Here is a 24,320-nt window from a genome sequence, read left to right as displayed (position 1 = left end):
GGTTCAAGGGGTGGCGATGCGCAGCGCCGCGGCCGTGACCGGCGGCAAGGCCAGCAGGCTGGCGATCAGCAGGGCGCCCAGCAGCGACAGGTGCCCGTCGAAGGCCAGGCCCGCCTGCATCGCCGACACGGCGCCGGTGCCGAAGATCAGCGCCGGCACGGCCAGCGGCAGCACGATGAGCAGGTTCAGCAGCGCCCCGTTGCGCAGGCCCAAGGTCAAGGCCGCAGCCAAGCCCCCCAGCAGGCTCAGGGTGGGCGTGCCCAGCACGAGGGTCAGCATCAAGAGCCCGAGCTGCGCCACCGGCAGGCCGAACATCAGGCCCAAGAGGGGCGCGGCCAGCAGGAGGGGCAGGGCGTGCGTCAGCCAGTGCGCCAGGGCCTTGACGGCGGCCAGGCGCCAGGCGCTGTGCGGGGGCAAGAGCAATTGGTCCAGGCTGCCGTCTTGGGCGTCGGCGGCGTACAGGCTGTGCAGCGACAACAGCGTGGCCAGCAGCGCGCCCACCCACAGCACGCCGGGCGCCAGGCGGCGCAGCTGCTCGGGCTCGGGCCCCACCCCCAGGGGAAACAGGCTGGCCGCCATGACGAAAAAGGCCACGGGCAGCCAGGCCTCCATGGGGCGGCGGGCGGCCAGGCGCAGTTCGCGCAACAGCAGCAGTCGCGTCATGCGCGGGCCTCTCCCAAGGCCATGGCGCGGGCGCTCAGCGCGGGCACGGTTTGGTGGCTGGTGAACAGGGTGGCGCCGCCGGCGGCGGCGTGCGCTTGCACCAGCGCCACGAGCTGCGCCACGCCGGCGTCGTCCAGGGCGTCGAACGGTTCGTCCAGCAGCCACACGCTGCCGGGCTGTGGCAAGGCCAGCGGGGCCAGGGCCGCGCGGCGACGCTGGCCCTGGCTGAGTTGGCGCGCGGGACGCGAGCCCAAGCGGCCCAAGCCAAAGTGCTCCAGGGCCGCTCGCAGCCCGGGCGTGTCGTGCGGCAGGCCCTGCCACTGGGCCGCGAAGCGCAGCGACTCCAGCACGGTCAATTCGTCTTTTAGGCCGTTGGCGTGCCCCAGGTAGCGCAGTGGCGACGGGCGATGCACTGTGCCGGCGTCGGGGTCTCGCAGGCCCGCCAGCGTGCGCAGCAGGGTGGTTTTGCCGCTGCCGTTGGCGCCGCGCAACCAAACGGTCTCGCCGGCGTGAAGGGCCAGGTGCCAGCCGTCGACCAAGGCGCGGCCCGCGCGTTCGCAGCGCAGGTCGGTGGCTTGGAGCAGGGCGGGGGGCGAAGCAAGCATGGCGGGGCGGAGTGTGGCCGAGCTTGAACGCGCACTTATTGAACTGCGTCAAGGCAAACCCGAACCCGCGCCCGCACAGTCGGGGCCCGCTCGACTTTTTGCCCCGCCCCGCCCATGACCGCTTCGCTCCTGGCCCGCGTGGCCGACGCCGGCCTGCGCCCCTTGCAACTGGCGGGGCGCACCCTGCTGCCCATCGTGCAAGGCGGCATGGGGGTGGGCGTGTCGGCCCACCGCCTGGCCGGCAGCGTGGCCGCGCAGGGCGCGGTGGGCACCCTGTCGTCGGTGGACCTGCGCCGCCAGCACCTCGACCTGATGGCCCGCACCCGCGGTCTGCCCGACGACGACACCAAGAAGGCCCTGATTCAAGACGCGAACCAAGAGGCCCTGCGCCGCGAGATCGCGCAGGCGCGCACGCTCTCGCAAGGCCGCGGCCTGCTGGCCGTGAACGTGATGCGCGCGGTGTCCGACTACGCCGCCTCCGTCACCACCGCGCTGCAAGCCGGCATCGACGCCGTGGTGGTGGGCGCCGGCCTGCCGCTGGACCTGCCCGAGCTGGCCAAGGACCACCCCAAGGCGGCGCTGGTGCCCATCCTGTCGGACGCCCGCGGCGTGGCCCTGGTGCTGAAAAAGTGGGAGCGCAAGCAGCGCCTGCCCGACGCCATCGTCATCGAGCACCCGAACTGGGCCGGCGGCCACCTGGGCGCGGCCAAGATCGGCGACCTGAGCGACCCGCGCTTCGACTTCGAGACCGTGCTGCCCGCCGTGCGCCAGTTGCTGCGCGACGCCGGCGTCGAAGGCCAAGTGCCGCTCATCGCCGCCGGCGGCTTGCGGCGCTGCGAAGACCTGCTGCGCGTGCAAGCCCTGGGGGCCGACGCGGCCCAGTTGGGGACGGCCTTCGTGGCCACCGAGGAATGCGACGCCGACGAGGCCTTCAAGCGCGTGCTGGCCGAAGCCCGCGACGAGGACCTGGTGGAGCTGACCAGCGTGGCCGGCCTGCCCGCCCGCGCCGTGCGCACGCCCTGGCTGGACAAGTACCTCGGCGCCGAAGCCCGCTTGCAGGCCGTGGCGCAGGTCAAGAGCCGCTGCACCCTGGCCTTCGACTGCCTGGCCCAGTGCGGCCTGCGCGACGGTCTCAAAGGTTGGGGCCAGTTCTGCATCGACCAACGCCTGGCCGCGGCCCTGCGCGGCGACGTGGCCAAGGGCCTGTTCTTCCGCGGCCGCGGGGCCCTGCCCTTCGGCCCGCGCATCGCCACCGTGCGCCAGCTGCTGGAGCGCTTGCTCACGCCCGGCGTGCCCCTGGGCACCGCGCCCGCTTGAAGCGCTGGATCTGGCCATGAGCGTGATGCACCTGCAACCCGCCGCCCCGCCGCCCGAGCCTCGCGCCCAGGGCGGGCGCTGGCATTGGACGCGCCTGCTCAGCGCGCCTCACCGCTTGGCCTTCTTTGCCGGGGCTTGCGCCATGGCCCTGACCGGGCTGTGGTGGGCGCTGGCCCTGACGGCACGCGCGCAGGGCTGGGCCTGGCCTTGGGCCGTGGCGCCCCTGTTGGCCCACGGCGCGCTGCTGTCGCTGGCCTTCATGCCCCTGTTCATCGTGGGCTTCTTGTTCACCGCCGGACCGCGCTGGTTGGGGCAGCCGGAGGTGCCAGCCGCCGTCTTGCTGCGGCCGGTGCTGGCCATGGTGGGCGGTGGCGCCTTGACCTTGTTGGGCGTGCACGTGCACGGGCCGCTGGCAGCGCTCGGTCTGGGGCTGCAGGCCTCGGGTTGGGCCAAGGTGTTGTGGCGCTTCGCGCACTTGGTGCGCGACAGCCGCGTGCCCGACCGGGTGCACGCCCAGGCGGTGCTGGGGGCCGGCTGCTTCGGCCTGCTGGCCTGGGCCGGCCTGGCCGCCGCCTGGGCCTTGGACGCGCCCGACTTGGCGCGCGCGGCCGTGCAGCTGGCGCTGTGGGGCTTCTTGGCGCCCACCTTTGCCGTGGTGTCGCACCGCATGCTGCCCTTCTTCAGCGCCTCGGTGTTGCCGCAGCTGGAGGCCTGGCGGCCCCACTGGTTGCTCAGCGCCATGGGGGGGGCCTTGGCGGCCAGCGCCCTGGTCGCGATGGCCGACGCCTTGTGGGGGGGATGGCCCGCGCCCTTGTTGGCGGCCGCGGCCGGCCTGCAGGCGGCGGCCTCGGGCCTGATGCTGTGGCTGGCCGTGCGCTGGGGCCTGTTGCACAGCCTGCGTGGCAAGGCCTTGCGGTTGCTGGCCATGCTGCACGGCGGCTTCGTCTGGCTGGGCCTGGCCCTGGGCCTGGCCGCTGCGTCCAACGGCCTGCAGGCCTTGGGCCTGCCCGGCCTGGGGCTGGCGCCCTTGCACGCCCTGACCGTGGGCTACCTGGGCTGCACCCTGATCGCGATGATCACCCGCGTGTCGGCCGGGCACAGCGGCCGCCCGCTGGCGGTGGACGCGCTGGCCTGGGGCCTGTACGGTCTGCTGCAAGGCACGGCCGTGGCGCGCGTGCTGGCCGCGCTCTGGCCGGCCATGGGTGGGGCGCTCACCCTGGCCGCCGCGCTGGGTTGGGCCGTCGTCACGCTGGCCTGGGCCGGGCGCCATGGCGCTTGGCTGGGCCGCCCCCGCGTGGACGGGCGCCCGGGTTGACGTGGCGCAAAGCGGCGGTGGGCCCCCGGCCCTAGCCTGCGGCACCCCACGCCGGAGACCTGCCATGACCGTTCTCGACCTTCGAAGCGCGCCGCTGCGCGAGCGCCACCGCCCCGTGTTCGCCGCCTTGGACGGCCTGACCGTGGGCGAGCACCTGGAGTTGTGCGACGACCGCGAACTGCAATCCCTCCACCACCTGCTGCAGGCGGCCCGCAGCGGCGTGTTCGAGTGGGACCGCCTGGAGGCCGCCCCCGGCGAATGGCGCGTGGCCCTGCGCAAGACGTCCGAGGCCTTGGGCTGCGCCGCCTGTGCCTGCGCCTGCGGGGGCGCACGCGCCGGCGGCTGCTGAGCGTTTGCCCGCCGCTTTGGTGGCGGGTTGATCTGATTCAAGGATTTCGGCGCCGCAGCGTCCAACACTGGATGTAGTGCCAAGTCGGCACATCACCCCCTACATCTAGCCATGAACGCCACCCTGTCGCTCGAACTCCCGCCCCAAGCCATCAGCCGCGAGGTGCTGCTGGAAAAGTACGCCAAGGGCGACGAAGACAGCGCCGAGGCGGTGCAGCGCCGCGTGGCGCTGGCCTTGGCCCAGGCGGAAGCGCCAGAGCAGCGCGGCACCTGGGCGCAGCGCTTTGAGGCGGCCTTGCACCAAGGCTTCATCCCCGCCGGGCGCGTGCAGTCGGCCGCCGGCGCCGGCCTGCAGGCCACGCTGGTGAACTGCTTCGTGCAGCCCATCGGCGACAGCATCAGCACCCCCGAAGACGGCTTCCCGGGCATTTACACGGCGCTGGCCGAGGCCGCGGAGACCATGCGCCGGGGTGGCGGCGTGGGCTACGACTTCTCGCGCATCCGCCCCGCCGGGGCCTGGGTGGCCAGCACGCAAAGCAGCGCCAGCGGCCCGGTCAGCTACCTCAAGGTCTTCGACCGCAGTTGCGAGACCGTGGAAAGCGCCGGCGCGCGCCGTGGCGCGCAGATGGGCGTGCTGCGCTGCGACCACCCCGACATCGAGGCCTTCGTGCACGCCAAGGACGGTGGCGAGCTGCGCAATTTCAACCTCAGCGTCGGCGTGACCGACGCGTTCATGGCCGCCGTGGAGGCCGACGGCGAGATCGAGCTCGTTCACGCGGCCGAGCCGGGCGCGGCGCTCAAGGCCGACGGCGCCTACCGGCGCGACGACGGCCAGTGGGTCTACCGCCGCCTCGGCGCCCGCGCCCTGTGGGACCAGATCGTGCGCTGCACCTACGACCACGCCGAGCCCGGCGTGCTGTTCTTGGACAGCATCAACCGCGACAACAACCTCAGCTACTGCGAGACCATCACCGCCACCAACCCCTGTGCCGAAGAGCCGCTGCCGCCCTACGGCTGCTGCTGCCTGGGCTCCATCGACCTGACGCGCTTCGTGCGTGCGCCCTTCACGCCCGAAGCCCGGTTCGACGAGGCGGCCTTTGCGGCCTTGATCCCGACCGCCGTGCGCATGCTCGACAACGTGCTGGACCTCACCCTGTGGCCCCTGCCCCAGCAGGCCGCCGAGGCCCAGGCCAAGCGCCGTGTGGGGCTGGGCTTCACCGGCCTGGGCGACGCACTCGTGATGCTGGGCCTGCGCTACGACACCCCCGAGGCCCGCGCCCAAGCCGCGCGCATCAGCGCGTTGATGCGCGATGCGGCCTACGGCGCCTCGGTGGACCTGGCGCAGGAGCGCGGCGCCTTCCCGATGTTCAACGCCGACCTGTTCTTGAGCGGCGGGCGCTTCGCGTCGCGCCTGCCCACCGGCCTGAAGGACCGCATCCGCCAGCACGGCCTGCGCAACTCGCACCTGCTGGCCATTGCGCCCACCGGCACCATCAGCCTGGCCTTTTGCGACAACGCCAGCAACGGCATCGAACCCGCCTTCAGCTGGACCTACCAGCGCAAGAAGCGCCAGGCCGATGGCACGACCAAGGAGTACGCGGTGGAGGACCACGCCTACCGCCTGTTCCGCCACCAGCACGGGCCCAATGCGCCGCTGCCGCCGGCCTTCGTGAGCGCGCTGGAGATGAGCGCCGAGTCGCACGCCGCCATGGTGGGCGCTGTCGCGCCCTACATCGACACCGCCATCAGCAAGACGGTGAACGTGCCGGCCGACTACCCCTTCGAGGCCTTCCGCGACCTGTACCGCCAGGCCTGGCAGCTCGGCCTCAAGGGCCTGGCCACCTACCGGCCCAACGCCGTGCTGGGCTCGGTGCTGTCCACCACGCCCGCCGCCCCGCCAGTGACGACCGCATCGGCCCATGGCCCCAGCGACCCCAACCAGCGCCTGGCCCTGCAGCCGCCGCGCGCGCCGGTGCTGGCCTCGCTGCGCTGGCCCGGCCGGCCCGAGCTGCCGGGCGGCAACCCGGCATGGACCTTCATGGTGCGCCACCCGCAGGGCGATTTCGCGCTCTTTGTGGGTGAGTTGGCGGAGGCGGGCCGGCCGCGCCCCTTCGAGGTCTGGGTCAACGGCGCCGAGCAGCACGAGGGCCTGCGCGGCCTGGGCGCGCTGGCCAAGACCTTGTCGATGGACCTGCGCGCCGACGACACCGGCTGGCTGCAGCTCAAGCTGGCGCAGCTGGCCACCGTGGCCGAAGAGCACGCCTTCGAGCTGCCCTTCCCGCCGCACGGCCAGCCCCGCCGCTTTCCCGGCGTGGTGGCCGCGCTGGCCGCGCTGCTGCAGTGGCGCTGCGAACAGCTTGGCACCCTGCCCGCGCCCGAAGGCGCGCCCACGCCCGTGCTGGACGCGCTCTTCAGCCGGCACGAGCCGCAAACCGGCTTCGAGGGCACGCTGGCCTGGGCGGTGGACGTGGTGAACCCCGCCACCCACGAAGACTTCACGCTCACGCTGAAGGAAGTGGCGCTGAGCAGCCCCGATGGCAGCGTGCACACCCGGCCCTGCGCCATGGCGCTCTCGGGCCGCTACCCCAAGGCCCTGGACGGCCTGGCCCGCGTGCTGAGCCTGGACATGCGCGTGGTCGACCCCGCCTGGATCGGCATGAAGCTGCGCAAGCTCTTGAACTACGCCGAGCCCCTGGGCGACTTCATGGCCTTCGAGCCCTGCCTGCAAGGCCCGCGCCGCCAGCGCACCTGGCCCAGCACCGTGGCCTACGTGGCCCGCTTGGTCATCCACCGCTACGCCCAGCTGGGCGTGCTGGACGAAGCCGGCCACCCCGTGCGCGACATGGGCGTGATGCAAGCCCCCGCGCCGCAACCCCCCGGGTCGGCGCCGGGCCTGGCCCTGCAGGCCGGCCGCCCCTGCCCGGAATGCGGCAACGCCACCTTGATCCACAAAGACGGCTGCGACTTCTGCACCGCCTGCGGGCACGTGGGGGCCTGCGGCTGAGCCGCACTCAGCCGTACTTGGCGAACACGCGCGTGCGGCCGTCGGCCGTGATGAGCAGCACCTCGTAGGGCTGCTGGCGGCCTTGGTAGACCGGGCCGTCCATGCCCGGGCTGCCCACCACCATGCCGGGCACGGTCAGGCCGATGGCCTGGGTGGGGCGCTCGCGCAGCAGGCGCTTGACGTCGGCGGCCGGCACGTGGCCTTCGATGGCGTAGCCGCCCACCTCCGCCGTGTGGCACGAGCCCAGTGCGCGGGGCACCTTGAGGCGGGCGCGGGCGGCGTTGGGGCTTTCGTCCAGGGCCTTCACCGCGAAGCCGGCGGCCTCCATGTGCACGATCCAGTCCTTGCAACAGCCGCAGCTCGGGTCCTTCCACACCGTCACCGGCGGCAGGGGCGCGCGGGCTTGGGCGTGCAACAGGCCAGGCAGCAGGCTGCTGGCGGCCAGGGCTTGTTGCAGAAAGTGGCGGCGCGGGGGCGTCATGGCGGGCTCCTTCATGAAGGGCCACAGCATCGCGCAGCGGCGAAGCCCTTGCCTTCATCGGGATCAAGTGCGGCGCTTTCTTTTTCCTTGAACCGCTTCAAGGACGGCGCGGCCGGGCATCCCTAGCCTTCGGGTCACTCAGAAACCCCCAAGAGGCACCCCATGAGCCAAGGCTTCACCAGCCAGGCCGCCCGCAACATCTTTTACGGTGGCACGGCCTTCTTCATCCTGCTGTTCGCAGCCATCGTGTTCCACACGGAGCAGCGGATCCCGCAGCGCTCCAACGTGGCCGAACTGACGCCCGCCGTCGTGCGCGGCAAGCACATCTGGGAGACGCGCAACTGCATCGGCTGCCACACGCTGCTGGGCGAGGGCGCCTACTTCGCGCCCGAGTTGGGCAATGTGTACACGCGCCGCGGCCCCGAGTTCATCAAGGCCTGGATGCAGGGCCAACCCAGTGGCGCCCCGGGCCGCCGGCAAATGCCCCAGTTCCACCTGAACGAACAGCAACTCGACGACCTGACCGAGTTCCTCAAGTGGACCAGCCGGATCAACACCGAGAACTGGCCGCCCAACAAGGAAGGTTGAGGAGCAACCCATGACCACCACCACCCTCAAGTTCAAGTCGCAGTCGGTGAGCCGGCTGTACTTCATCGGCGCGCTGGCGCTGTTCCTCGGTCAGATCGTGTTCGGCGTGGCCCTGGGCCTGCAGTACCTGATCGGCGACCTGCTGTTCCCCTTCATCCCCTTCAACATCGCGCGCATGGTGCACACCAACCTGCTCATCGTGTGGTTGCTGATGGGCTTCATGGGCAGCGCCTACTTCCTGGTGCCCGAAGAGGCCGAGACCGAGCTCTACAGCCCCAAGCTGGCCGTGATCCTGTTCTGGACCTTCCTGGTCGCCGGGGCGCTCACCATCTTGGGCTACCTGCTGGTGCCCTACGCCACCTTGGCGCAGGCCACGGGCAACGACCTGCTGGCCACCATGGGGCGCGAGTTCCTGGAACAGCCCCTGCCCACCAAGCTGGGCATCGTGGTCGTCGCGCTGGGCTTCTTGTTCAACCTCAGCATGACCGTGCTCAAGGGCCGCAAAACCGCCATCAGCCTGGTGCTCTTGATGGGCCTGTGGGGCCTGGCGCTGATGTTCCTGTTCAGCTTCGTCAACCCCAGCAACCTGGTGCGCGACAAGATGTACTGGTGGTTCGTCGTCCACCTGTGGGTGGAAGGCACCTGGGAGCTGATCTTGGGCGCGCTGCTGGCCTACCTGCTGGTCAAGACCACGGGCGTCGACCGCGAGGTCATCGACAAGTGGCTGTACCTGATCATCACCTTCGCCCTGGTCACCGGCATCTTGGGCACCGGCCACCACTTCTACTTCATCGGCCTGCCCGGCTACTGGCAGTGGGTCGGCTCGGTGTTCAGCGCGCTGGAGCCCATCCCCTTCTTCATGATGACCCTGTTCGCCTTCAACATGGTGCAGCGCCGCAAGCGCGAGCACCCGAACCAAGCGGCGGTGCTGTGGACGGTGGGCTGCGCGGTGATGGGCTTCTTGGGCGCTGGCCTGTGGGGCTTCATCCACACCCTGAGCCCGGTGAACTACTACACCCACGGCACGCAGGTCACCGCGGCCCACGGTCACCTGGCCTTCTACGGCGCTTACGTGATGGTCGTCATCGCCATGATCAGCTACGCCATGCCCCTGCTGCGCGGCCGCCAGGCCGCCCCGCAGCGCGCCCAAAACGCCGAGATGTGGAGCTTCTGGCTCATGACCCTGGGCATGGGCGTGATGGTGCTGGCCCTGACCGGCGCCGGCATCCTGCAGGTGTGGCTGCAACGCATCCCCACCGACGGCAGCGCCATGGGCTTCATGCAGACCCAAGACCAACTGCGCTTCTTCTACTGGCTGCGCGTGGCCGGCGGTGTGGGCTTCCTGGTGGGCCTGCTGACCTACCTGAGCAGCTTCTTCATCGGCCAGCACGAGCCCGACGCCACGGTGCCGAACTTGGCCCGCGCCTGATCCGGTTTCACCCACAAGACAAGGCCGCCCTTGAGGGCGGCCTTTTTCGTTTCAGGTTCGTCGCAGGTGCGGCCAGCGTCGCAGGTAGCTGTCGGTCTTGGCCGCGAACAGCTCGGGGTAGGGCGTGAGCGGGTTGGGCGTCAGCGTGCCGGCCGCCAAGCCGTCCAGCCCATAGGGCGCATGGCATGCCCCGGGGCGCACGCCCACACAGGTTTCCAGCACCAAAAAGCGGCGAATGCCGTCCTCGGCCGATTGCAACTCCGGGCAGGGACGCCCGAAATGCGCCTCGTACCAAAGGTGCACGCGGGCCTGGTTGGCCACCTCCACGGTGATCCCGAGGTCGGCACACAGCGCATCCGCCCGCGCTTGCGCGGCCCGCTCACCGGCCTCGCTCAGGTCGCTGGGGTCGAAGTAGAAGAGGTCGTGGTCGCGGACCCCTTCCCCCGCCGGCCGCCCCGCCTGCCGGTTCCACACCGGCTGGAACAGGCAGCCAGCCACCAGCCACGCGTGGGGCAAGCCCAGCGCCGGCCAGCGCGCCAGCAGGGCGGCGTTGGGGGCGTGGGCGAGGAGGTCGCGAAGGAAGGCGGCGGGCATCGGCAGGCAAGGGGCGGTGGGATCTTGTGACGGCAGGCCACCGCCCGTGGGGTTGGGGCTGGGTGGGTGCTGGGTCCGGTGCAGGCGGTGAGCAGGCCGTCCATCCAATCTGATCAGCAGCTGCACTCGACCCAAGGAGGTCGTTGGGCAGTCCCCAGCGAACTACCCCAGAGCTGTCGCTCAACCCAATATGCAGCGGACGGCAAATCGCGACCCATTGCTGCGAATGGCCGTCTCGGCGACATCGGTCATGCGGCTGTATTGGCCGTTGCCGTCGGTGTGCATCTTGACGGTGAGGGGATAGTCCTCTGGACCACTTGGAGGCTTGGTTCCGTCATTTCTGGTTGTGTCGTTCAGAAACTATTCGGCTGCGATCTGGAGCAGCGTTGAGGTCTGAAGATCTCGCGGTGTGGGTTGGCTCATGATCAATCTCCCTGCTTTGGAATCAGTACGGAGTCCACGAAGTAGCGGCTTTCGTGGCCCAGCAATCTGGTGGCGTCAGAAGGACAGACGTTGCTAGCTGCGCTTGCTGCGTGCGACCAAGGCCAGCGACCGGTTGTGCTCACCCCGAAGCCGGGATCGATGACAAATCGCGTCAACTCGGCGACGGTTTCGCCAGATTGCCGCTCGATGACGCGTAGCTTGGTTCCTGCTACCCAGTGCGCCCGGTCGCCTGAATCGACCAGGTTTTCATAATCCAGCGCATATCGAGCATTGGTCTCGGTGACTTGCTCGCACTTCAACTGCCCTTCTATCCAGTTGGGGTGGTTCAGCGACCAGTCAGGTCTGCACCGATGGCGCTTCTGATCCTTGGCATCAACGTACTCGATGAATGCATAGCCCTTTCGGGCATCCGGTCGTGTCCGACGGGCCTCTAGCGTCATGGGCCCTAAGGACCCACGCGAAGTCGGTCTGTCAGGTGATCGAAACTCGTACATCAAAAACTGCTTGATGTAGTCCACACCGCCTTGCTCCCCCGCCATCGCCGCTCCCTCGAACATCGGGTCGAAGTACCGCTTGTCCCCAAACTCCAGCTTCGGCCGAATCCTCTTGAGCTCAATGCCTTCGACGTCCTTTACTGTGCGGTGAATGACCACTCCCGCCGACTTGCATCGCTCCGCAAAGATGGCTTGCGCCTTGGCTAGCTTTTCGCGGTAAGCGGCATCGGTTGCCGCTTTGTCGTTGTCCGCTTGGCTCTCGCAGCCGGTGAGCATCAGCGCAGCGGCCAACAAGCCCAAGGCCCAATGGCGAAGTGGACGTGCGGGCGCCCTGGTGCAGATGGATTCAAGCAGCATGGCGGTAGCTCCAAAGGTTGGTGGTGCTGGGCACGGTCAACTAAATGGCTGGATCGGAAAGAGTCACCTCTTGGGTCTCATGCCAAGGCTGTAGAGGGCAATGCGGGAGCACTGACTGGGTTGCAGATCATGTCGCCGTTGGACATCGGCCTGTAAGCCGCACGGGCGCCATGCCGAGGTCGGGCCGACGGTGATCAGCCTACCTGAGAGCCGTCATTCGCAAGTTACCGCTTCTGGCCGAGAGCGGCCGGTCAAACTGCCGTCGCCGAACGGCAGTACCCGCTGCAAGCCTGACCTTGACGCCCAAACTGGCGTTGCAGGGGCGCCCCACGCACTCCGCCCTCGCTTCCATGGGCTCGCGTTGATGACCCTGCCCGCTGCGCGAGACTGTTCCCCTCTCCACCCCCGAGGCCCCGCATGGCCAAGTACCTGATCACCTTCCCCAGCGCCGCCATGGTCGCGCCCCCTGAGGAGATGGAGGCCGTGGGGCGCGCGTCGCGCGCGGTCATCGCGGCGGCGAAGGCCGCGGGGGTGTACGTGTTTGCCGGCGGCATCGACGCCAGCGTGCCCGCGGTGCGCGTGGCGGGCGATGGCGCGGTGACGCCTGGGCCCTACCCCGAGCGCCCGCTGCTGGACGGCGGCTTTGCCGTGCTGGAGTTGCCCGACCGCGCCGCTGCCCTGGACTGGGCCGCGCGCCTGGCCGCGGGCTGCCGCTGTGCGCAGGAGCTGCGCGTGTTCCTGTTCGACCCGCTGTCATGAGCGTGCGGGCATGGGGGCGCCTGCGGCGCGCGATGCTGGCCGCGGTGGTGGCGGGGTCGACGTGGGGCACGGCGGTCGCGACCGAGGCCCAAGTGCACGAGTTGCCCACGCGCCCGGGGGTGACGCAGCGCCTGCTGCTGCTCACCCCGCCCGAGCCCAAGGCGGTGGTGGTGCTGCTTCCCGGCGGGCACGGGGGCCTGCAACTGGGGCTCGACGGCGCGATGCGCTGGGGCGAGGGCAACTTCCTGGTGCGCAGCCGCGAGCGCTTTGCCGCACAGGGGCTGGCGGTGGCGGTGCTGGACGCGCCGTCCGACCGCCAGGGCCCACCGTTCCTGGCGGGCTTTCGGCAGACGCCCGAGCACGTGGCCGACGTGGCCGCCACCCTCGCTTGGCTGCGCCAGCGCCACCGCCTGCCGGTGTGGCTGGTGGGCACGAGCAGGGGCACGCAGTCGGCCGCGCACGTGGCCACGGTGCTGCCGCCGCCCGAGGGGCCGGACGGCCTGGTGCTGACGGCGACGATCTTGAGCGACACCCGCGGCCGGCCGGTACCGGCCATGGCGTTGGAACGCGTGACCGTGCCGGTGCTCGTGGTGCACCACGAGCAGGACGGCTGCGGCCACTGTGCCTTTGCCGAGGTGCCGGCGCTGATGGCGAAGTTCACGCACGCGCCGCGGCGCGAGCTGCTGTCGTTCACCGGCGGCCGCAACGTGGGCGAGCCCTGCGAGGCCTTTGCGCACCACGGCTTCAACGGCCTGGAGGCCGAGGTGGTGCGGCGCGTGACCGATTGGGTGCTGGCGCGCTGATTTGGCGCGGGGGGCACCCAGCCCGCCGCGTCTTCATCCCGGCTTCACCCTGGCGTTTCAAGATGGCGGCATCGCTGCAGACAGGGCCTTGCCATGAACGCCACCGCCACGCCCCCCGACCGTTGGGTCACCGACGCCCCCATTCGCGTGTTCCACGCGCTGTTGGCGCTGGGCTTTGCCCTGGCCTGGTTGACGGGCGACGAGGACGGCTGGCGTCCGTTGCACGTCACCCTGGGCTACAGCCTGGCCGGCTTGCTGGCATGGCGCGTGGCCTATGGCCTGTTCGGGCCGCCCTCGGCGCGCCTGGCCCCGGTGGGGCGCCGGCTCGGGGCGCTGCGGCGCTGGGGGTCGGCCTGGTGGCAGCCGGGGGGCGTGCGTGCGCCCGAGCAGCACGCGCAGCAGGGCTTGACCCTGCTCGTGGGCCTGCTGCCCACGGTGCTGCTGATGGGCCTGCCCTTCTTGGCGCTGAGTGGCCTGGCCACGCACCTGGACTGGGCGGGCGGCGAGGAGGTGTTCGAGGAGGTGCACGAGGGGCTGGCCAATGGCTTGGGCCTGGTGGCGCTCTTGCACCCCTTGTTGGTGCTGGCGCAAAGCGTGCTGCGCGGGCGCAACCTGGCGCGCGCCATGTGGAGCGGCCGCGTGGCCGGCCCCGGGCCGGACCTGGTGCGCCAAGAGCGCCGCGGTGCGGCGCTGCTGCTGGCCCTGGCCGTGCTGGTCGGTGCGGTCGCGGCCTGGCAGTGGGAGTCGGCGCGGGAGCCCTCGGCCCGGGCGGAACGGCACGGTGGCGAGCGCCACCACGCGCGGGACTGGGACGACGACTGAGGGCCCCCGCCGTCCTTGAACCACTTCAAGGACAGGCGGGCGCCGGCTGCCTAGTCTTGGGGCCATGCGATCGCCCCACCTTGCCGCCGTTCCTTTGGCCACCGCCCCGCCGCCCTACCTCGCCCAGGCCGACGAGTGCGACCTCTTCGCCCAGGCCCATGCCGCCCGGCTGCCGCTGCTGTTGAAGGGCCCCACCGGCTGCGGCAAAACGCGGCTGGTCGAGCACATGGCCGCGCGCTTGGGGCGCCCTTTGATCACGGTGAGCGGCCACGACGACCTGGGCGCGGCCGACCTGACCGGCCGCCACCTGATCGAGGGCGGTGACACCCGCTGGGTGGACGGGCCGCTGACCCGCGCCGTGCGCGAGGGCGCGATCTTTTACCTGGACGAGGTGGTGGAGGCGCGCAAGGACATCACCGTGGTGCTGCACCCGCTGGCCGACGACCGCCGCCAACTGCCGCTGGACCGCACGGGCGAGCAGATCGCCGCCGCGCCCGGCTTCATGCTGGTGCTCTCGTACAACCCCGGCTACCAGCACCTGCTCAAAGGCCTGAAGCCCAGCACGCGGCAGCGCTTTGTGGCGCTGAGCCTGGGCTACCCCAGCCCGGTGCTGGAAGCGCAGATCGTGCAAAGCGAGAGCGGCTGCCCGCCCGAGGTGGCGCTGCAACTGGTGCGCCTGGCCCAGGCCCTGCGCCGCCTGACCGAGCACGACCTGGAGGAGACCGCCAGCACGCGCCTGCTGGTGATGGCCGCCCGCTTGACGCAAGCCGGCCTGCCCCTGGCCCGCGCCGCCCACGTGGCCGTGGCCGAGGCCCTGACCGACGACGCACCCACCCTGGCCGCCTTGGCGGAGGTGCTGCGTGCCGTGCTCGGCGATTGAGCCCCCGCGCACGGGCACGGGCGCGAACCGGGTCGCGACCCCGGGCGCAATGAGCCTGCAGGCGCGCCGCCGCGCGCTGCAGCTGGGCTTTTTCGCGCTGTTCCTGTCGGCGCCGGCCCTGAACCTGCTGCGCTTTGACCTGCACGAGGCGCAGCTGTGGGTGCTGGGGCTGCGCTGGAGCCTGGGGATCGACGCCTTCCGCGCTGGGCAGCTTTCGGCCAACGAGGTGGCGCTGTCCATCCTGCTGCGCGGCATCGTGCCCGCGCTGGCCTTGATCGTCGGCTTCCTGTGGGTGGCCTACCGCTGGGGGCGCCTGTACTGCGGCTGGCTGTGCCCCCACTTCAGCCTGGTGGAAGGCCTGAACGCGCTCTTGGTGCGCGCGAGCGGCAAGCTCAGCCTGTGGGACCGGCAGTCCCAGCCGGGCGTGCGCCCGCAGGCCCGCTACTGGCCGGTGTTCGTGGGCACGGCCTTGTTCTTTGGCTTCGCCTGGTCCATCACCCTGCTGACCTACCTGCTGCCCCCGGCCGAAATCTGGGGCGGGCTGTGGCGCGGCACGCTCACCCCCAACCAAACGCGCTTCCTGCTCATCGCCTGGGCGGTGTTCAGCGCCGAGCTGCTGTTCGCGCGCCACCTGTTTTGCCGCTTCGGCTGCGCCGTGGGTTTCTTCCAAAGCCTGGCCTGGATGGCCAACCGCCGGGCTTTGGTGGTGGGCTTCGCGCGAGCGCGCGCCGCCGAATGCCGCGACTGCAGTCCCGCCCAGGACGCCTGCGAGAACGCCTGCCCCATGCGCCTGCGCCCGCGCAACCTCAAGCGCCTGATGTTCAGCTGCGTGCAGTGCGGGCAGTGCCTGCAGGCCTGCGATCGCTCGCACGCCCAGCGCGGCGCCTCGCCCACCCTGGTGTGGACGGTGGGCGCCGACGCCCTGCGCGAAACCCTGCGCCACAACGTGAGCCAGAAAGGGAAGCCCTGATGGAAGAGTGGATCGGCCAGCATTGGCACCGCTTCGTCACCGCCCAGGCCGATGGCACGCACGCCGATGCGGCCGTGAGCCTGGCCGAGATGCAGCGCCCCATCGCCCTGCTGCTGCACGCCGCCGGCGGGCAGGCCCGCGTGGCCCCGGCCGCGCCGGTGGCCGTGGGGGGCGAGCGCACGCTGTGGCAGCGCCTGGCTGGAGCCGGTCGCCGCGCCCCCCTGGGCCAGCTGGATGCCGAGGTGCTGGCCCTGCCCGAGCGCTTGGCCGTGCACGCCGACGCCGGCTTGAACCGCGACCTCTACCTGTGGCTGGCCGCGCTGGCGGCGCACCTGGACCCGCGGGACGGGGACTGGCTGCAGGCCAACCTGGCGGCCACGCAGCGCACCTTGGCGGCGCTGCCCGGCCTGCGCGCGCGTTGGCAGCGCCTGCGCGAGGCCGAGCTGGCGCTGCGGCCCACCGCGACCGAGCTGGGGCCTGAACGCGCGGTACAGGCCGCGCTGCGGGCGCTGCGCGCCACGGCCCCGGTGGACCCACGCGATGTGGCCCCCGTGTGGTGCTGGCTGCGGCCCTGCGCCGGTGCGCTTTGGAGCGGCGCCGCGGACGCGGCGGACGAAGCGGGCGGGGCGCCGCCACCGCACCCACCCGGGGCGCGCGTGACGACGCTGCGCCAGCGCCGCCGCGTGCAGCACCAGGACGGCGAGGCGGCCCGCGCGCCGCTGCTGCTGGCGCCCAAGAGCGAGTGGCTCAAGACCTTCACCGACCCCTTCCCCATCGACCGGGCGCAGGACGACCACGACGACGGCGACGCGGCCACCGCGGCCGAAGAGCTGGACGCGCTCACGCTGCAACGGCAACCGGGCCCGAGCCTGGCGGCGCGCGTGCGCTTCGACCTCGACCTGCCCGCGGCCAGCGCCGACGACCTGCCGGTGGGCGAGGGCGAGTGGCTGTCCGAGTGGGACCCCCGCCGCCAAACCCTGGTGCCGCGCCGCGTGCTGGCCCAGGCCATGGCCGCGCGCGACCCGGTCCCTTGGCAGCCGGCGCCGGCCCTGCGCGCCCAGGCCGCGCGGCTGCGCCGCCGCCTGGCGCTGCAACAGGCGGCGCCGCGCTGGTTGCGCGGCCAGCGCGACGGCGAGGCCCTGGACCTGGACGCCTGCGTGCGCCACCTCAGCCATCCCGTTGGCGTGGCCGCCGTGTACCAACGGCCGGTGCGCGCGCAGCGCGAGCTGGCCAGCCTGTTGCTGGCCGACCTGTCCTTGTCCACCGACGCCCACGCCAACGACCAGCAGCGGGTGATCGACGTGATCCGCGACGCGCTGTTCACCTTCGGCGAGGCCCTGAGCGGCAGCGGCGACGCTTTCGCCATGCTGGGCTTCAGCTCTGTGCGGCGGCAACTGCGCCTGCACGCGCTCAAGGGCTTTGACGAGCGTTGGGGCGCGGGCGTGCACGCTCGGTTGGGTGCGCTCAAGCCGGGCTACTACACGCGCATGGGCGCGGCCTTGCGCGCCGCCACCCTGCGCCTGCAACAGCGCCCCGAGCGCCAGCGCTTGCTGATCCTGTTGACCGACGGCAAGCCGCACGACTTGGACGGCTACGAGGGGCGCTTGGGCCAAGAGGACACGCGCCAGGCCGTGCAAGAGGCGCGCGCGGCCGGCCTGTTGCCGTTTGCGGTCAGCATCGACGAGACCGCGCCCGAAGCGCTGCCCCAGCTCTTCGGCAGCCAGGGTTGGGCCTGGGTGCGCCGGCCCGATGAACTGCCCGCCCGCTTGGCCACGCTGTACGGGCAGCTGACGCGCTAGGGCGCGCCAGGGCATGCCGGGGCGGGGCGACGCCGTCTAATCGCGGGCCGACCTGTCCCGCCTCGCGCCCCTTCGCATGACCGCCCAGCCCTTCTTCCAACGCCCCCTGGCCTTCTGGGCGGGGGTGTTGCTCATCACCTTGGGTGTGCTGTCGCACGGCCCGATGTTCCTGATGGGGCAGCACACCCACTGGCGCATGGTGGGCATGCCCATGACCTGGGAGATGTGGGTGGGCATGGGGCTCATTCCCCTGGGCCTGGCGCTGGCCTTTTGGGGCCTGCTGCCGCCGCCCCCCGGCGACGCGGCGCATGGCCTGGGGCAGGGCTTTCACGTGGCCGATGGGGCGGCGCTGAACCGCGCGCACGCCAGCCTGGTGCTGGTGCTGATCGTCACCTTGGCCATCGACGTGATGAAGCCGGCGACGCTGGGCTTCGTCATGCCCGGTCTGAGCGCGGAGTACGAAATCGCCCGCAGCCAGGCGGGATGGCTTGCCCTGTTCGCCTTGACCGGCACCACCGTGGGCTCGGTGGTGTGGGGCCGCCTGGCGGACCGCTACGGACGGCGCGCGGCCATCTTGCTGTCGGCCTTGATGTTCATCGGCACGGCCATATGCGGGGCCATGCCCAGCTTCGAGTGGAACCTGGCCATGTGCTTCTTGATGGGCGCCTCGGCGGGCGGCCTGCTGCCCATCGCGTTCACGCTGATGGCCGAGACCGTGCCCGCGCGCCACCGCGGCTGGCTGCTGGTGGCGCTGGGCGGGGTGGGCACCTCGGCCGGCTACCTGCTGGCGGCGGGCGCGGCGGCCTGGTTGGAGCCCCTGTTCAGCTGGCGCGTGCTGTGGCTGCTGGGCCTGCCCACGGGCGCGGTGATCGTGCTCTTGAACCGCTTCATTCCCGAGTCGCCCCGCTTCCTGGCGGCCACCGGCCGGGCTGAGCAGGCCCGGGACGTGCTGGCCCGCTTTGCCGGCGGACAGCGCTTGGCCTTGGACGACGCCCGCCACCCGGCGCCGCCCGAGGTGGACGACGAGCGCCACCCGGTGCAGGGCCTGCGCGCGCTGCTGCAGGGCCGCCACGCCCGACTGACCGGCGCCCTGCTGCTGTGCGGCCTGGGTTGGGGCTTGGTGAACTTCGGCTTCCTGCTGTGGCTGCCCAGCCAGCTGGGCGCGCTGGGGGTGGACGCCAGCGGCGCCAACGCGCTGCTGGCCAGGTCCTCGGTGCTGGCGCTGCCGGGCATCGCGCTGGTGGTGCTGCTGTACCACCGCTGGAGCAGCGTGCGGGCCTTGGTGCTCTTCATCGCCCTCACGGCCCTGAGCCTGCTGGCGTTCGCGGCGCTGGCGCTGCTGGGCCTGCGCGCGCCGGCGCTGACCACGGCGACCACTGCGGCGCTGCTGGTGAGCGTGAGCGGGGTCATCGCCATGCTGATTCCCTACGCCGCCGAGATCTACCCCGTGCACCTGCGCGGCAGCGGCTCGGGGGTGGTGGCAGCCAGCTCCAAGGCCGGCGGCATCGTGGGCGCGTTGCTGGCGGTGGGGGGCTTTTTCGAGCACTTCGTGCTGGCCGCGGTGCTGCTGGCCCTGCCGATGCTGGCCTCGGCCTGGTGGCTGGCCCGCTGCGGCGTGGAAACGCGCGGTGCGAGCCTCGAAGGCATCCAGCAGGCGCTGGGAGGCGGGGACCCCGGCCCTTGACCTGGGTCAACCGGGGGCCGGCGGCGGCGCAGAAGAATGCCGCCATGCTCGACACCCGCAGCTTTGACACCGCCCGCTTCCTGGCCCGCCTGCCCCTGTTCCAAGACATCGGGGACGAGGCCCTGCTGCGCTTGGCGCCGGCGTGCCAGATCAGCCGCCTGGAGCGGGGGGCGATGGTGTTTCACGTCGGCGACCCCTGCGAGGCCTTCTTCGTGGCCGTGACGGGGCAGGTGAAGCTCTTCGTCATCGCGCCCAACGGCAACGAGAAGGTGATCGAGCTGATCGGCCCCGGGCAGAGCTTTGCCGAGGCGCTGATGTTCCTGGGCAAGCCCTGCTTGGTAAACGCGCAGGCCCTGGCCGACACCACCTTGCTGGCGGTGCCCCGGCAGGCCGTGGTGGACGAGTTGGAGGCCGATGCCCGCTTTGCCATGCGCATGCTGGCCGGACTGAGCCGGCGCCTGCACGGCCTGGTCGGCGACGTGCAGGCCTACGCCCTGCAGTCGGGCATCCAGCGTGTCATCGGCTACCTGCTGCGCGACGCCGCCAGCGACGGGGAGCCGCTGACGGTGTCGCTGCCGGTGAGCAAGGCCACGCTGGCCTCGCGCTTGTCGCTCACGCCGGAGTACTTCTCGCGCGTGCTGCGCGAGCTGGAAGAGGCCCGCCTGATCGAGGTGGACAAGCGCGACATCCGCATCCTGGACGCCCAGCGCCTCGCCGCCTACCAAGCCGGCTGAAGCCCGCGCAAGCCGGCGGCCCAGTGGTCGTCGAGGCGGCCCAAGCGCCCATCGGGGGCCAGGGCGAGTGCGCGCGCGCTGCCCTGGCGCTCCCAGGCCTTGCCCGGACCGCCACGCCACAGGCGGTCGCTCGCGTCGCGCAGCCACAGCTCGGCCCCCGCGGCCACCAGCTGGAGTGCCGGGGCGGGCAGGGGCAGGGTGGGCCCGGCCTGCCAACGCTGCGCATCGAAGGCCTGCAGGCGTTCGCCCTGGCGCAGCCAGAGCCAGCCGCCCTGGGGCTGCCAAGCGTGCAGGTCGTCGAGGGCCGGCAGGGTGGCGAGCCGGCGGCGCACGTCCAGGTTCAGCACGGCCACGCCGCCGGGCACCGGGCCGTAGACCCAGGGCCGATCGGGCACGCCGTGCAGGCGCAGGGGCACCGCGTCGCCGGGCTCGCGCAGCGGCACGCGGCGCACCCCGTGGTGACCGGGCCGGGCGATGGCCTCGCCCAGGCGGTGGTCGTGCACGAGGCCGTCGAACACCGGCGGCGCGTCGGGGTCCAAGGACAGCTCCCAGACCTCGCCCAGGCCCGGCAGGCTCAGCAGCAGGCTGCGCCGACCCTCGTGCGCCAAGGCGTGCGCGGCCGGGGCGGATTGCCGGCCGGCCAGGTCCCGCAGGGGCCAGCGATGCACCTCGCGCAAGGTCGGGTCCAGCAAGCGGGCGAGGGGGCCGTCGGTCAGCAGCAGGCCTTCGCCGCGCGGGGCGGGCACCCAGGCGTCGGGCATCGCCGCCAAGGGCAGGGTGGTGAGGGCGCCGTCCGCCGCCAGGCGCTGCAGCGCCGGGCGGGCGTCCACCCACCACAGCGCGCCGGCGCCGGCCTGCGGCGCGCCCGCCGGAGGCGCGGGCCAGGGGACCCAGCCGGCCGGGCCCCGCACGCCCTCCGGGCCCCAGGCCCACCAGGCATCCGGGGCGGGGCTGGCGGCCGCCCCTCGCAGCGCGCCGAATGGGCCCAGTGCGGCGACAGCGCCGCCTGCTCCCAGGGCCAGCAAGGGGCGACGGCGAATCACGCCGCGTGCGAGAACAGCGCCGGCGCGGCCCGCGGCAGCGTGGTGTGCGTCAGGCCCAGCACCGCCGGGGGCGAGACCGTGCCCCAGCCGGACAGCGCGGCGCGCAGCACCGCCAGCGCGCGATCGTGCGGGGCTTGCACGGCCACCCACAGGCCGCCGGGCTGCAGCGGTGCCGGCGGCAGGACGTGCACCTCGCTCACGCCCGGCTGGGCGCGCAAGGCGCGCAGCCGATCGGCGTCGAGGGCGGCGTCCCGAAGCAGGGCCGCGGCGCCGGTGAGCGTGGCGGCGGACCAGGGGCCGGACAAGGCCATGGCCCCGAGCTGACCCTGGCGCTGCCAGCGTTGCAAGCGGGCGAGCACGCGGCGCTCTGGGCGCTGAAGTTGGGCCGCCAAAGCACCGTAGGGGTGGGCAACCAGGGGCAGCCCGGCCTCCAGGGCGTGGGCCAGTTCGGCATCCGCGCAGGGCCCTTCGCTTTGGGCGCAGTCGCAGGGGCGGTCGGGCTCGCGCAGCACCAGGCGCTGCACCTGGGCGTCCACCCAGCCGGCGTCGCGCCACGCGTCCACGGTGGCCGCCAAGGCGGCGCTGTCGCGCCCGACGAGGTCGACCCACAGCGTGGGCGGGGCCGCGGGGCCCGGGTCTTGCCCTTGCCAATGCGTCAAGCGCACACAGGCCGGGTGCGCCGCCAGCGCGCGGGCCGCGCGCTGGCGATCCGAGGCCGCAGGGCGCAGGCCCAAGCGCCAATGAACCCGTTGCAGGGCGTGGCCCCAGCGCGCCTGCAGCGCTTGCAGGCCGCCGCTGTGGTGCAGCCGCTGGCACTGCTGCAGCACCTCTCGCCAGGTGCCGCCGCATTGCGCCGCCACCTGGTGAAAGGGCGAGGGGTGCACCGGAAAACAGGCGCGCCAACCGTTCAGCAGCGCCGGTCGCAGTCCGGCGCAGCAGCTGGGGGCGGTGGGGGCGTGGGCCATGCCGTCCGGTGCGGGTCGACCCTCACTGGGCCAGGATGAACTCCACGGCCGCCTTCAGGTCCGCGTCGTTGATCTTGTCGGGCCCGTTGGGCGGCATCGGAATCGGGCCGAAGCTGCCCTTGCCCCCTTTGCGCACCTTGTCGCTGAGGGTGGCCACGGCGCTGGCCTGGCCCTTGTACTTGGTCGCGATGTCTTTGAACGAGGGGCCGAGGATCTTCTTGTCCTTGGCGTGGCAGGCCATGCAGCCGGCCTTGCTCATGGCGTCCTCGGGGGCGGCCACCGCCGGCAGGGTGAGCGCCAGCGCGGCGCTCAAAAGAATCAGTTTGCGCATGTTGGACTCCGTGCAGTGCAGGGGGCCCCGCCCAGGGGTGGCCGGGCGGGGCGAGCGGGCTCAGTAGATGTCGTGCTGGGTGTTGTGCACGTTGAACTTGCCCGTGGGGGTGATCAGGCGCGGGTCCTTGATCACGGCCTTGAGGGTCAAGGTCTTGTCGTCCACCACGACGATGGCCGACTCCTTGTTCTTGGCCGACCAGACCGAGAACCAGACCTCGTCACCGGCCACGTTGAACTCGGGCTGCACCACGCGCTTGGCGCCGTCGTCCTTCAGGCCGGCCCACTCGGCGATGGGCAGCACCTTGTAGCCCTTGTCCAGCGCTTTGATGTTGTAAACCGCGACCGACTGCGACAGACCCGGCTCCGGGTTCAAGGGCGTGTCCACGTAAAGGTGTTGACTCTTGGGGTGGCTCTTCAGGAAGAGCGAGCCACCGCCCTGGCCCTTCAAGGTCTGCACCACCTTGAAGGCGTTGCCCGGGTGCTTGACCGGGTCGGTGCCGATGAGCGAGATGGTCTCGTCGCCCAGGTGGCCGGTGCTCCACACGGGACCGAAGGTCGGGTGCAGGAAGTTGGCGCCACGTCCCGGGTGCGGGATCTTGCCCACGTCGATCAGCTTGGTGAGCTTGCCCTCCTTCAGGTCAACCGCGGCGATCTTGTTGCTTTGGTTGGCCGCCACCATGAAGTAGCGCTTGGTCGAGTCGAAGCCGCCGTCGTGCAGGAAGCGGGCCGTGCCGATGGTGGTGACCTTGAGCGCGTCGATGTTCGAGTAGTCGACCAGCAGGGTTTGGCCGGTCTCCTTCACGTTGACCACGAACTCGGGCTTGAAGTGGCTGGCCACGATGGAGGCCACCCGGGGCTCGGGGTGGTACTCCTGCTTGTCCACGGTGTTGCCGCGGGTGCTGACGATCTTCAGCGGCTCCAGGGTGTCGCCCTTCATGATCGTGTACTGCGGCGGCCAGTAACTGCCGGCGATGGCCAGCTTGTCCTCGAAGCCCTTGAACTTGCTCGTTTCGACCGAGCGGGCCTCCAAGCCCACGCGCACCTCGGCGACGTTGTCGGGCTTCTCCATCCACAGGTCGATCATGTTGATCTTGGCGTCGCGCCCGATCACGTACAGGTAGCGGCCGCTGGCCGAGGTGCGCGAGATGTGCACCGCGTAGCCGGTCTTGACGATGTTGATGATCTTCTTGGTGTCGCCGTCGATCAGGGCCACCTCGCCCGTGTCCCGCAGGGTCGTGCTGAAGATGTTCTTGATGTTGAAGTTGTTCATCTTCTTGGTCGGGCGCTTCTCGGGCGGCACGATCACCTTCCACGTGGCCTTGGTGTCGGCCATGCTGAATTCGGGCGGCGTGGGCGCGTCGTGCTGGATGTAGCGGGCCATGACGTCGACCTCTTGCTCGCTCATCTCGCCGCTGGTTTGCCAGTTGGGCATGCCGGCCGGGCTGCCGTAGGCGATGAAGACCTTCAGGTAGTCGGTGCCTTTGCCGATGGTGATGTCGGGCGTCAGGGGCTTGCCCGTGGCCCCTTTGCGCAGCACGCCGTGGCAGCCGGCGCAGCGCTGGAAGTAGATGGTGCGGGCTTGGTCGAACTCGGCCTGCGTCATGGGCGGGGCCTTGGGGTTGCGGCTTTCCACCATCGGCACACTGGCCAGGGCGGACGGGGCGGCGTGGTACTTCACGTCGGCCTGGTCCTTCTTCTCCTGCGCCACGGCCGCGCCCGACAGCACGAGGGTCGCGGCGATGGCCGTCAGGGCCGGGAGCATCTTCAGCGCGTTCATGGCGCCTCCTTCAGGGGTCGTTGAGGATGGCGAGATGCTCCGGTCGAGGCGCCTGGAAATCCTTGAACTGCTTCAAGCAATCCCACACTGGCCTGGGCGTGTTGACGCAGGT

General features: G+C 71.4%; 23 protein-coding genes. 14 read left to right on the top strand and 9 right to left on the bottom strand.

Annotated features, from left to right (window positions below):
• Window positions 1-3: 3 nt before the first annotated feature.
• Both ccmB and ccmA read right to left on the bottom strand, forming a co-directional pair.
• A complete protein-coding gene (gene ccmB / locus EOD73_RS07070) occupies window positions 4-663 on the bottom strand; it encodes a heme exporter protein CcmB (protein ID WP_127682176.1) in 660 nt (219 codons plus the stop codon).
• Window positions 660-1,268, bottom strand: a complete 609-nt coding sequence (gene ccmA / locus EOD73_RS07065) for a heme ABC exporter ATP-binding protein CcmA (RefSeq protein WP_127682175.1) — start codon at window positions 1,266-1,268, stop codon at window positions 660-662. The genes ccmB and ccmA overlap by 4 nt, the downstream gene beginning before the upstream one ends.
• A 114-nt stretch (window positions 1,269-1,382) precedes the next feature.
• Between ccmA and EOD73_RS07060 the strand changes: the two genes are divergently transcribed.
• The 4 genes from EOD73_RS07060 to EOD73_RS07045 all read left to right on the top strand — a co-directional run bounded on the left by EOD73_RS07060 (window position 1,383) and on the right by EOD73_RS07045 (window position 7,252).
• Window positions 1,383-2,585, top strand: coding sequence for an NAD(P)H-dependent flavin oxidoreductase (locus EOD73_RS07060; RefSeq protein WP_127682174.1), 1,203 nt, complete (start codon window positions 1,383-1,385; stop codon window positions 2,583-2,585).
• Window positions 2,586-2,601: 16 nt separating this feature from the next.
• Window positions 2,602-3,900: an NnrS family protein gene (locus EOD73_RS07055; RefSeq protein WP_127682173.1), complete on the top strand. Its 1,299-nt coding sequence runs from the start codon at window positions 2,602-2,604 to the stop codon at window positions 3,898-3,900.
• A 64-nt stretch (window positions 3,901-3,964) separates the two neighbouring features.
• Window positions 3,965-4,249: a DUF2249 domain-containing protein gene (locus tag EOD73_RS07050; RefSeq protein WP_164845971.1), complete on the top strand. Its 285-nt coding sequence runs from the start codon at window positions 3,965-3,967 to the stop codon at window positions 4,247-4,249.
• A gap of 111 nt (window positions 4,250-4,360) precedes the next feature.
• Window positions 4,361-7,252 carry an adenosylcobalamin-dependent ribonucleoside-diphosphate reductase gene (locus tag EOD73_RS07045; RefSeq protein WP_127682171.1) on the top strand — a complete coding sequence of 964 codons (2,892 nt, stop codon included), beginning with the start codon at window positions 4,361-4,363 and terminating at the stop codon, window positions 7,250-7,252.
• A gap of 7 nt (window positions 7,253-7,259) precedes the next feature.
• Here the strand turns inward: EOD73_RS07045 and EOD73_RS07040 are convergent, their stop codons facing one another.
• Window positions 7,260-7,733 carry a DUF411 domain-containing protein gene (locus EOD73_RS07040; protein WP_127682169.1) on the bottom strand — a complete coding sequence of 158 codons (474 nt, stop codon included), beginning with the start codon at window positions 7,731-7,733 and terminating at the stop codon, window positions 7,260-7,262.
• A 162-nt stretch (window positions 7,734-7,895) separates the two neighbouring features.
• On the opposite strand from EOD73_RS07040, the gene EOD73_RS07035 reads away from it, so the two are divergent.
• Both EOD73_RS07035 and EOD73_RS07030 read left to right on the top strand, forming a co-directional pair.
• The gene (locus tag EOD73_RS07035; protein ID WP_127682167.1) at window positions 7,896-8,321 is read left to right on the top strand and encodes a c-type cytochrome; all 426 of its coding nucleotides are present in this window, start codon (window positions 7,896-7,898) and stop codon (window positions 8,319-8,321) included.
• 10 nt (window positions 8,322-8,331) lie between these two features.
• Complete coding sequence (locus tag EOD73_RS07030) at window positions 8,332-9,750, top strand: cbb3-type cytochrome c oxidase subunit I (protein WP_127682165.1); 1,419 nt, start codon at window positions 8,332-8,334, stop codon at window positions 9,748-9,750.
• 51 nt (window positions 9,751-9,801) lie between these two features.
• On the opposite strand, the gene EOD73_RS07025 is transcribed toward EOD73_RS07030, so the two are convergent.
• Window positions 9,802-10,344 (bottom strand): nucleotidyltransferase family protein, encoded by a 543-nt coding sequence (locus tag EOD73_RS07025; RefSeq protein WP_127682163.1) that lies wholly within the window; start codon window positions 10,342-10,344, stop codon window positions 9,802-9,804.
• A 425-nt stretch (window positions 10,345-10,769) separates the two neighbouring features.
• Window positions 10,770-11,639 carry a hypothetical protein gene (locus tag EOD73_RS07020; protein WP_127682161.1) on the bottom strand — a complete coding sequence of 290 codons (870 nt, stop codon included), beginning with the start codon at window positions 11,637-11,639 and terminating at the stop codon, window positions 10,770-10,772.
• Between the two features lie 417 nt (window positions 11,640-12,056).
• On the opposite strand from EOD73_RS07020, the gene EOD73_RS07015 reads away from it, so the two are divergent.
• The 8 genes from EOD73_RS07015 to EOD73_RS06980 all read left to right on the top strand — a co-directional run bounded on the left by EOD73_RS07015 (window position 12,057) and on the right by EOD73_RS06980 (window position 20,090).
• Window positions 12,057-12,398: a YciI family protein gene (locus EOD73_RS07015; protein WP_127682159.1), complete on the top strand. Its 342-nt coding sequence runs from the start codon at window positions 12,057-12,059 to the stop codon at window positions 12,396-12,398.
• Entirely contained in the window at window positions 12,395-13,201 is an 807-nt protein-coding gene (locus EOD73_RS07010; RefSeq protein WP_240660621.1) for an alpha/beta hydrolase, read from the top strand. The genes EOD73_RS07015 and EOD73_RS07010 overlap by 4 nt, the downstream gene beginning before the upstream one ends.
• Before the next feature lie 93 nt (window positions 13,202-13,294).
• Complete coding sequence (locus EOD73_RS07005; RefSeq protein WP_127682157.1) at window positions 13,295-14,023, top strand: cytochrome b/b6 domain-containing protein; 729 nt, start codon at window positions 13,295-13,297, stop codon at window positions 14,021-14,023.
• A 64-nt stretch (window positions 14,024-14,087) separates the two neighbouring features.
• The gene (locus EOD73_RS07000; RefSeq protein WP_127682155.1) at window positions 14,088-14,903 is read left to right on the top strand and encodes a CbbQ/NirQ/NorQ/GpvN family protein; all 816 of its coding nucleotides are present in this window, start codon (window positions 14,088-14,090) and stop codon (window positions 14,901-14,903) included.
• Between the two features lie 49 nt (window positions 14,904-14,952).
• Window positions 14,953-15,873 carry a 4Fe-4S binding protein gene (locus EOD73_RS06995; protein WP_127682153.1) on the top strand — a complete coding sequence of 307 codons (921 nt, stop codon included), beginning with the start codon at window positions 14,953-14,955 and terminating at the stop codon, window positions 15,871-15,873.
• Window positions 15,873-17,672: a nitric oxide reductase activation protein NorD gene (locus EOD73_RS06990; RefSeq protein WP_127682151.1), complete on the top strand. Its 1,800-nt coding sequence runs from the start codon at window positions 15,873-15,875 to the stop codon at window positions 17,670-17,672. The genes EOD73_RS06995 and EOD73_RS06990 overlap by 1 nt, the downstream gene beginning before the upstream one ends.
• A 76-nt stretch (window positions 17,673-17,748) precedes the next feature.
• Window positions 17,749-19,356: an MFS transporter gene (locus tag EOD73_RS06985; protein ID WP_127682149.1), complete on the top strand. Its 1,608-nt coding sequence runs from the start codon at window positions 17,749-17,751 to the stop codon at window positions 19,354-19,356.
• A gap of 44 nt (window positions 19,357-19,400) precedes the next feature.
• Window positions 19,401-20,090 carry a Crp/Fnr family transcriptional regulator gene (locus EOD73_RS06980; RefSeq protein ID WP_127682147.1) on the top strand — a complete coding sequence of 230 codons (690 nt, stop codon included), beginning with the start codon at window positions 19,401-19,403 and terminating at the stop codon, window positions 20,088-20,090.
• Here the strand turns inward: EOD73_RS06980 and EOD73_RS06975 are convergent.
• The 4 genes from EOD73_RS06975 to EOD73_RS06960 are packed head-to-tail and all read right to left on the bottom strand — an operon-like array spanning window position 20,075 to window position 24,193.
• Window positions 20,075-21,133, bottom strand: coding sequence for a hypothetical protein (locus tag EOD73_RS06975; RefSeq protein ID WP_127682145.1), 1,059 nt, complete (start codon window positions 21,131-21,133; stop codon window positions 20,075-20,077). The two genes, EOD73_RS06980 and EOD73_RS06975, sit on opposite strands and share 16 nt — an antisense overlap.
• Window positions 21,130-22,098, bottom strand: a complete 969-nt coding sequence (locus EOD73_RS06970; RefSeq protein ID WP_127682143.1) for a hypothetical protein — start codon at window positions 22,096-22,098, stop codon at window positions 21,130-21,132. Before EOD73_RS06970 ends, EOD73_RS06975 begins: the two co-directional genes overlap by 4 nt.
• Before the next feature lie 22 nt (window positions 22,099-22,120).
• A complete protein-coding gene (locus EOD73_RS06965; RefSeq protein WP_127682141.1) occupies window positions 22,121-22,429 on the bottom strand; it encodes a c-type cytochrome in 309 nt (102 codons plus the stop codon).
• A 60-nt stretch (window positions 22,430-22,489) separates the two neighbouring features.
• Window positions 22,490-24,193 (bottom strand): cytochrome D1 domain-containing protein, encoded by a 1,704-nt coding sequence (locus EOD73_RS06960; RefSeq protein WP_375137435.1) that lies wholly within the window; start codon window positions 24,191-24,193, stop codon window positions 22,490-22,492.
• Window positions 24,194-24,320: the final 127 nt, after the last annotated feature.

It is taken from the genome of Inhella crocodyli (assembly GCF_004004565.1).
Taxonomy (GTDB): domain Bacteria; phylum Pseudomonadota; class Gammaproteobacteria; order Burkholderiales; family Burkholderiaceae_C; genus Inhella; species Inhella crocodyli.
Note: the sequence above shows the minus strand (reverse complement) of the source record. Positions and strands in the feature narration are given on the sequence as shown.

What these genes read in the sequence shown, in the direction of transcription:
- EOD73_RS07050 (WP_164845971.1), top strand. Translation starts at nt 3,965, where the DNA reads ATGACCGTTCTCGACCTTCGAAGCGCGCCGCTGCGCGAGCGCCACCGC.
- EOD73_RS06990 (WP_127682151.1), top strand. Translation starts at nt 15,873, where the DNA reads ATGGAAGAGTGGATCGGCCAGCATTGGCACCGCTTCGTCACCGCCCAG.
- ccmA (WP_127682175.1), bottom strand. Translation starts at nt 1,268, where the DNA reads ATGCTTGCTTCGCCCCCCGCCCTGCTCCAAGCCACCGACCTGCGCTGC.
- EOD73_RS06960 (WP_375137435.1), bottom strand. Translation starts at nt 24,193, where the DNA reads ATGCTCCCGGCCCTGACGGCCATCGCCGCGACCCTCGTGCTGTCGGGC.
- EOD73_RS06995 (WP_127682153.1), top strand. Translation starts at nt 14,953, where the DNA reads ATGAGCCTGCAGGCGCGCCGCCGCGCGCTGCAGCTGGGCTTTTTCGCG.
- EOD73_RS07015 (WP_127682159.1), top strand. Translation starts at nt 12,057, where the DNA reads ATGGCCAAGTACCTGATCACCTTCCCCAGCGCCGCCATGGTCGCGCCC.
- EOD73_RS07030 (WP_127682165.1), top strand. Translation starts at nt 8,332, where the DNA reads ATGACCACCACCACCCTCAAGTTCAAGTCGCAGTCGGTGAGCCGGCTG.
- EOD73_RS07045 (WP_127682171.1), top strand. Translation starts at nt 4,361, where the DNA reads ATGAACGCCACCCTGTCGCTCGAACTCCCGCCCCAAGCCATCAGCCGC.
- EOD73_RS07010 (WP_240660621.1), top strand. Translation starts at nt 12,395, where the DNA reads ATGAGCGTGCGGGCATGGGGGCGCCTGCGGCGCGCGATGCTGGCCGCG.
- EOD73_RS07060 (WP_127682174.1), top strand. Translation starts at nt 1,383, where the DNA reads ATGACCGCTTCGCTCCTGGCCCGCGTGGCCGACGCCGGCCTGCGCCCC.
- EOD73_RS06970 (WP_127682143.1), bottom strand. Translation starts at nt 22,098, where the DNA reads ATGGCCCACGCCCCCACCGCCCCCAGCTGCTGCGCCGGACTGCGACCG.
- EOD73_RS07000 (WP_127682155.1), top strand. Translation starts at nt 14,088, where the DNA reads ATGCGATCGCCCCACCTTGCCGCCGTTCCTTTGGCCACCGCCCCGCCG.
- EOD73_RS06985 (WP_127682149.1), top strand. Translation starts at nt 17,749, where the DNA reads ATGACCGCCCAGCCCTTCTTCCAACGCCCCCTGGCCTTCTGGGCGGGG.
- EOD73_RS06965 (WP_127682141.1), bottom strand. Translation starts at nt 22,429, where the DNA reads ATGCGCAAACTGATTCTTTTGAGCGCCGCGCTGGCGCTCACCCTGCCG.
- EOD73_RS07040 (WP_127682169.1), bottom strand. Translation starts at nt 7,733, where the DNA reads ATGACGCCCCCGCGCCGCCACTTTCTGCAACAAGCCCTGGCCGCCAGC.
- EOD73_RS06980 (WP_127682147.1), top strand. Translation starts at nt 19,401, where the DNA reads ATGCTCGACACCCGCAGCTTTGACACCGCCCGCTTCCTGGCCCGCCTG.
- ccmB (WP_127682176.1), bottom strand. Translation starts at nt 663, where the DNA reads ATGACGCGACTGCTGCTGTTGCGCGAACTGCGCCTGGCCGCCCGCCGC.
- EOD73_RS07025 (WP_127682163.1), bottom strand. Translation starts at nt 10,344, where the DNA reads ATGCCCGCCGCCTTCCTTCGCGACCTCCTCGCCCACGCCCCCAACGCC.
- EOD73_RS07035 (WP_127682167.1), top strand. Translation starts at nt 7,896, where the DNA reads ATGAGCCAAGGCTTCACCAGCCAGGCCGCCCGCAACATCTTTTACGGT.
- EOD73_RS07005 (WP_127682157.1), top strand. Translation starts at nt 13,295, where the DNA reads ATGAACGCCACCGCCACGCCCCCCGACCGTTGGGTCACCGACGCCCCC.
- EOD73_RS07055 (WP_127682173.1), top strand. Translation starts at nt 2,602, where the DNA reads ATGAGCGTGATGCACCTGCAACCCGCCGCCCCGCCGCCCGAGCCTCGC.
- EOD73_RS07020 (WP_127682161.1), bottom strand. Translation starts at nt 11,639, where the DNA reads ATGCTGCTTGAATCCATCTGCACCAGGGCGCCCGCACGTCCACTTCGC.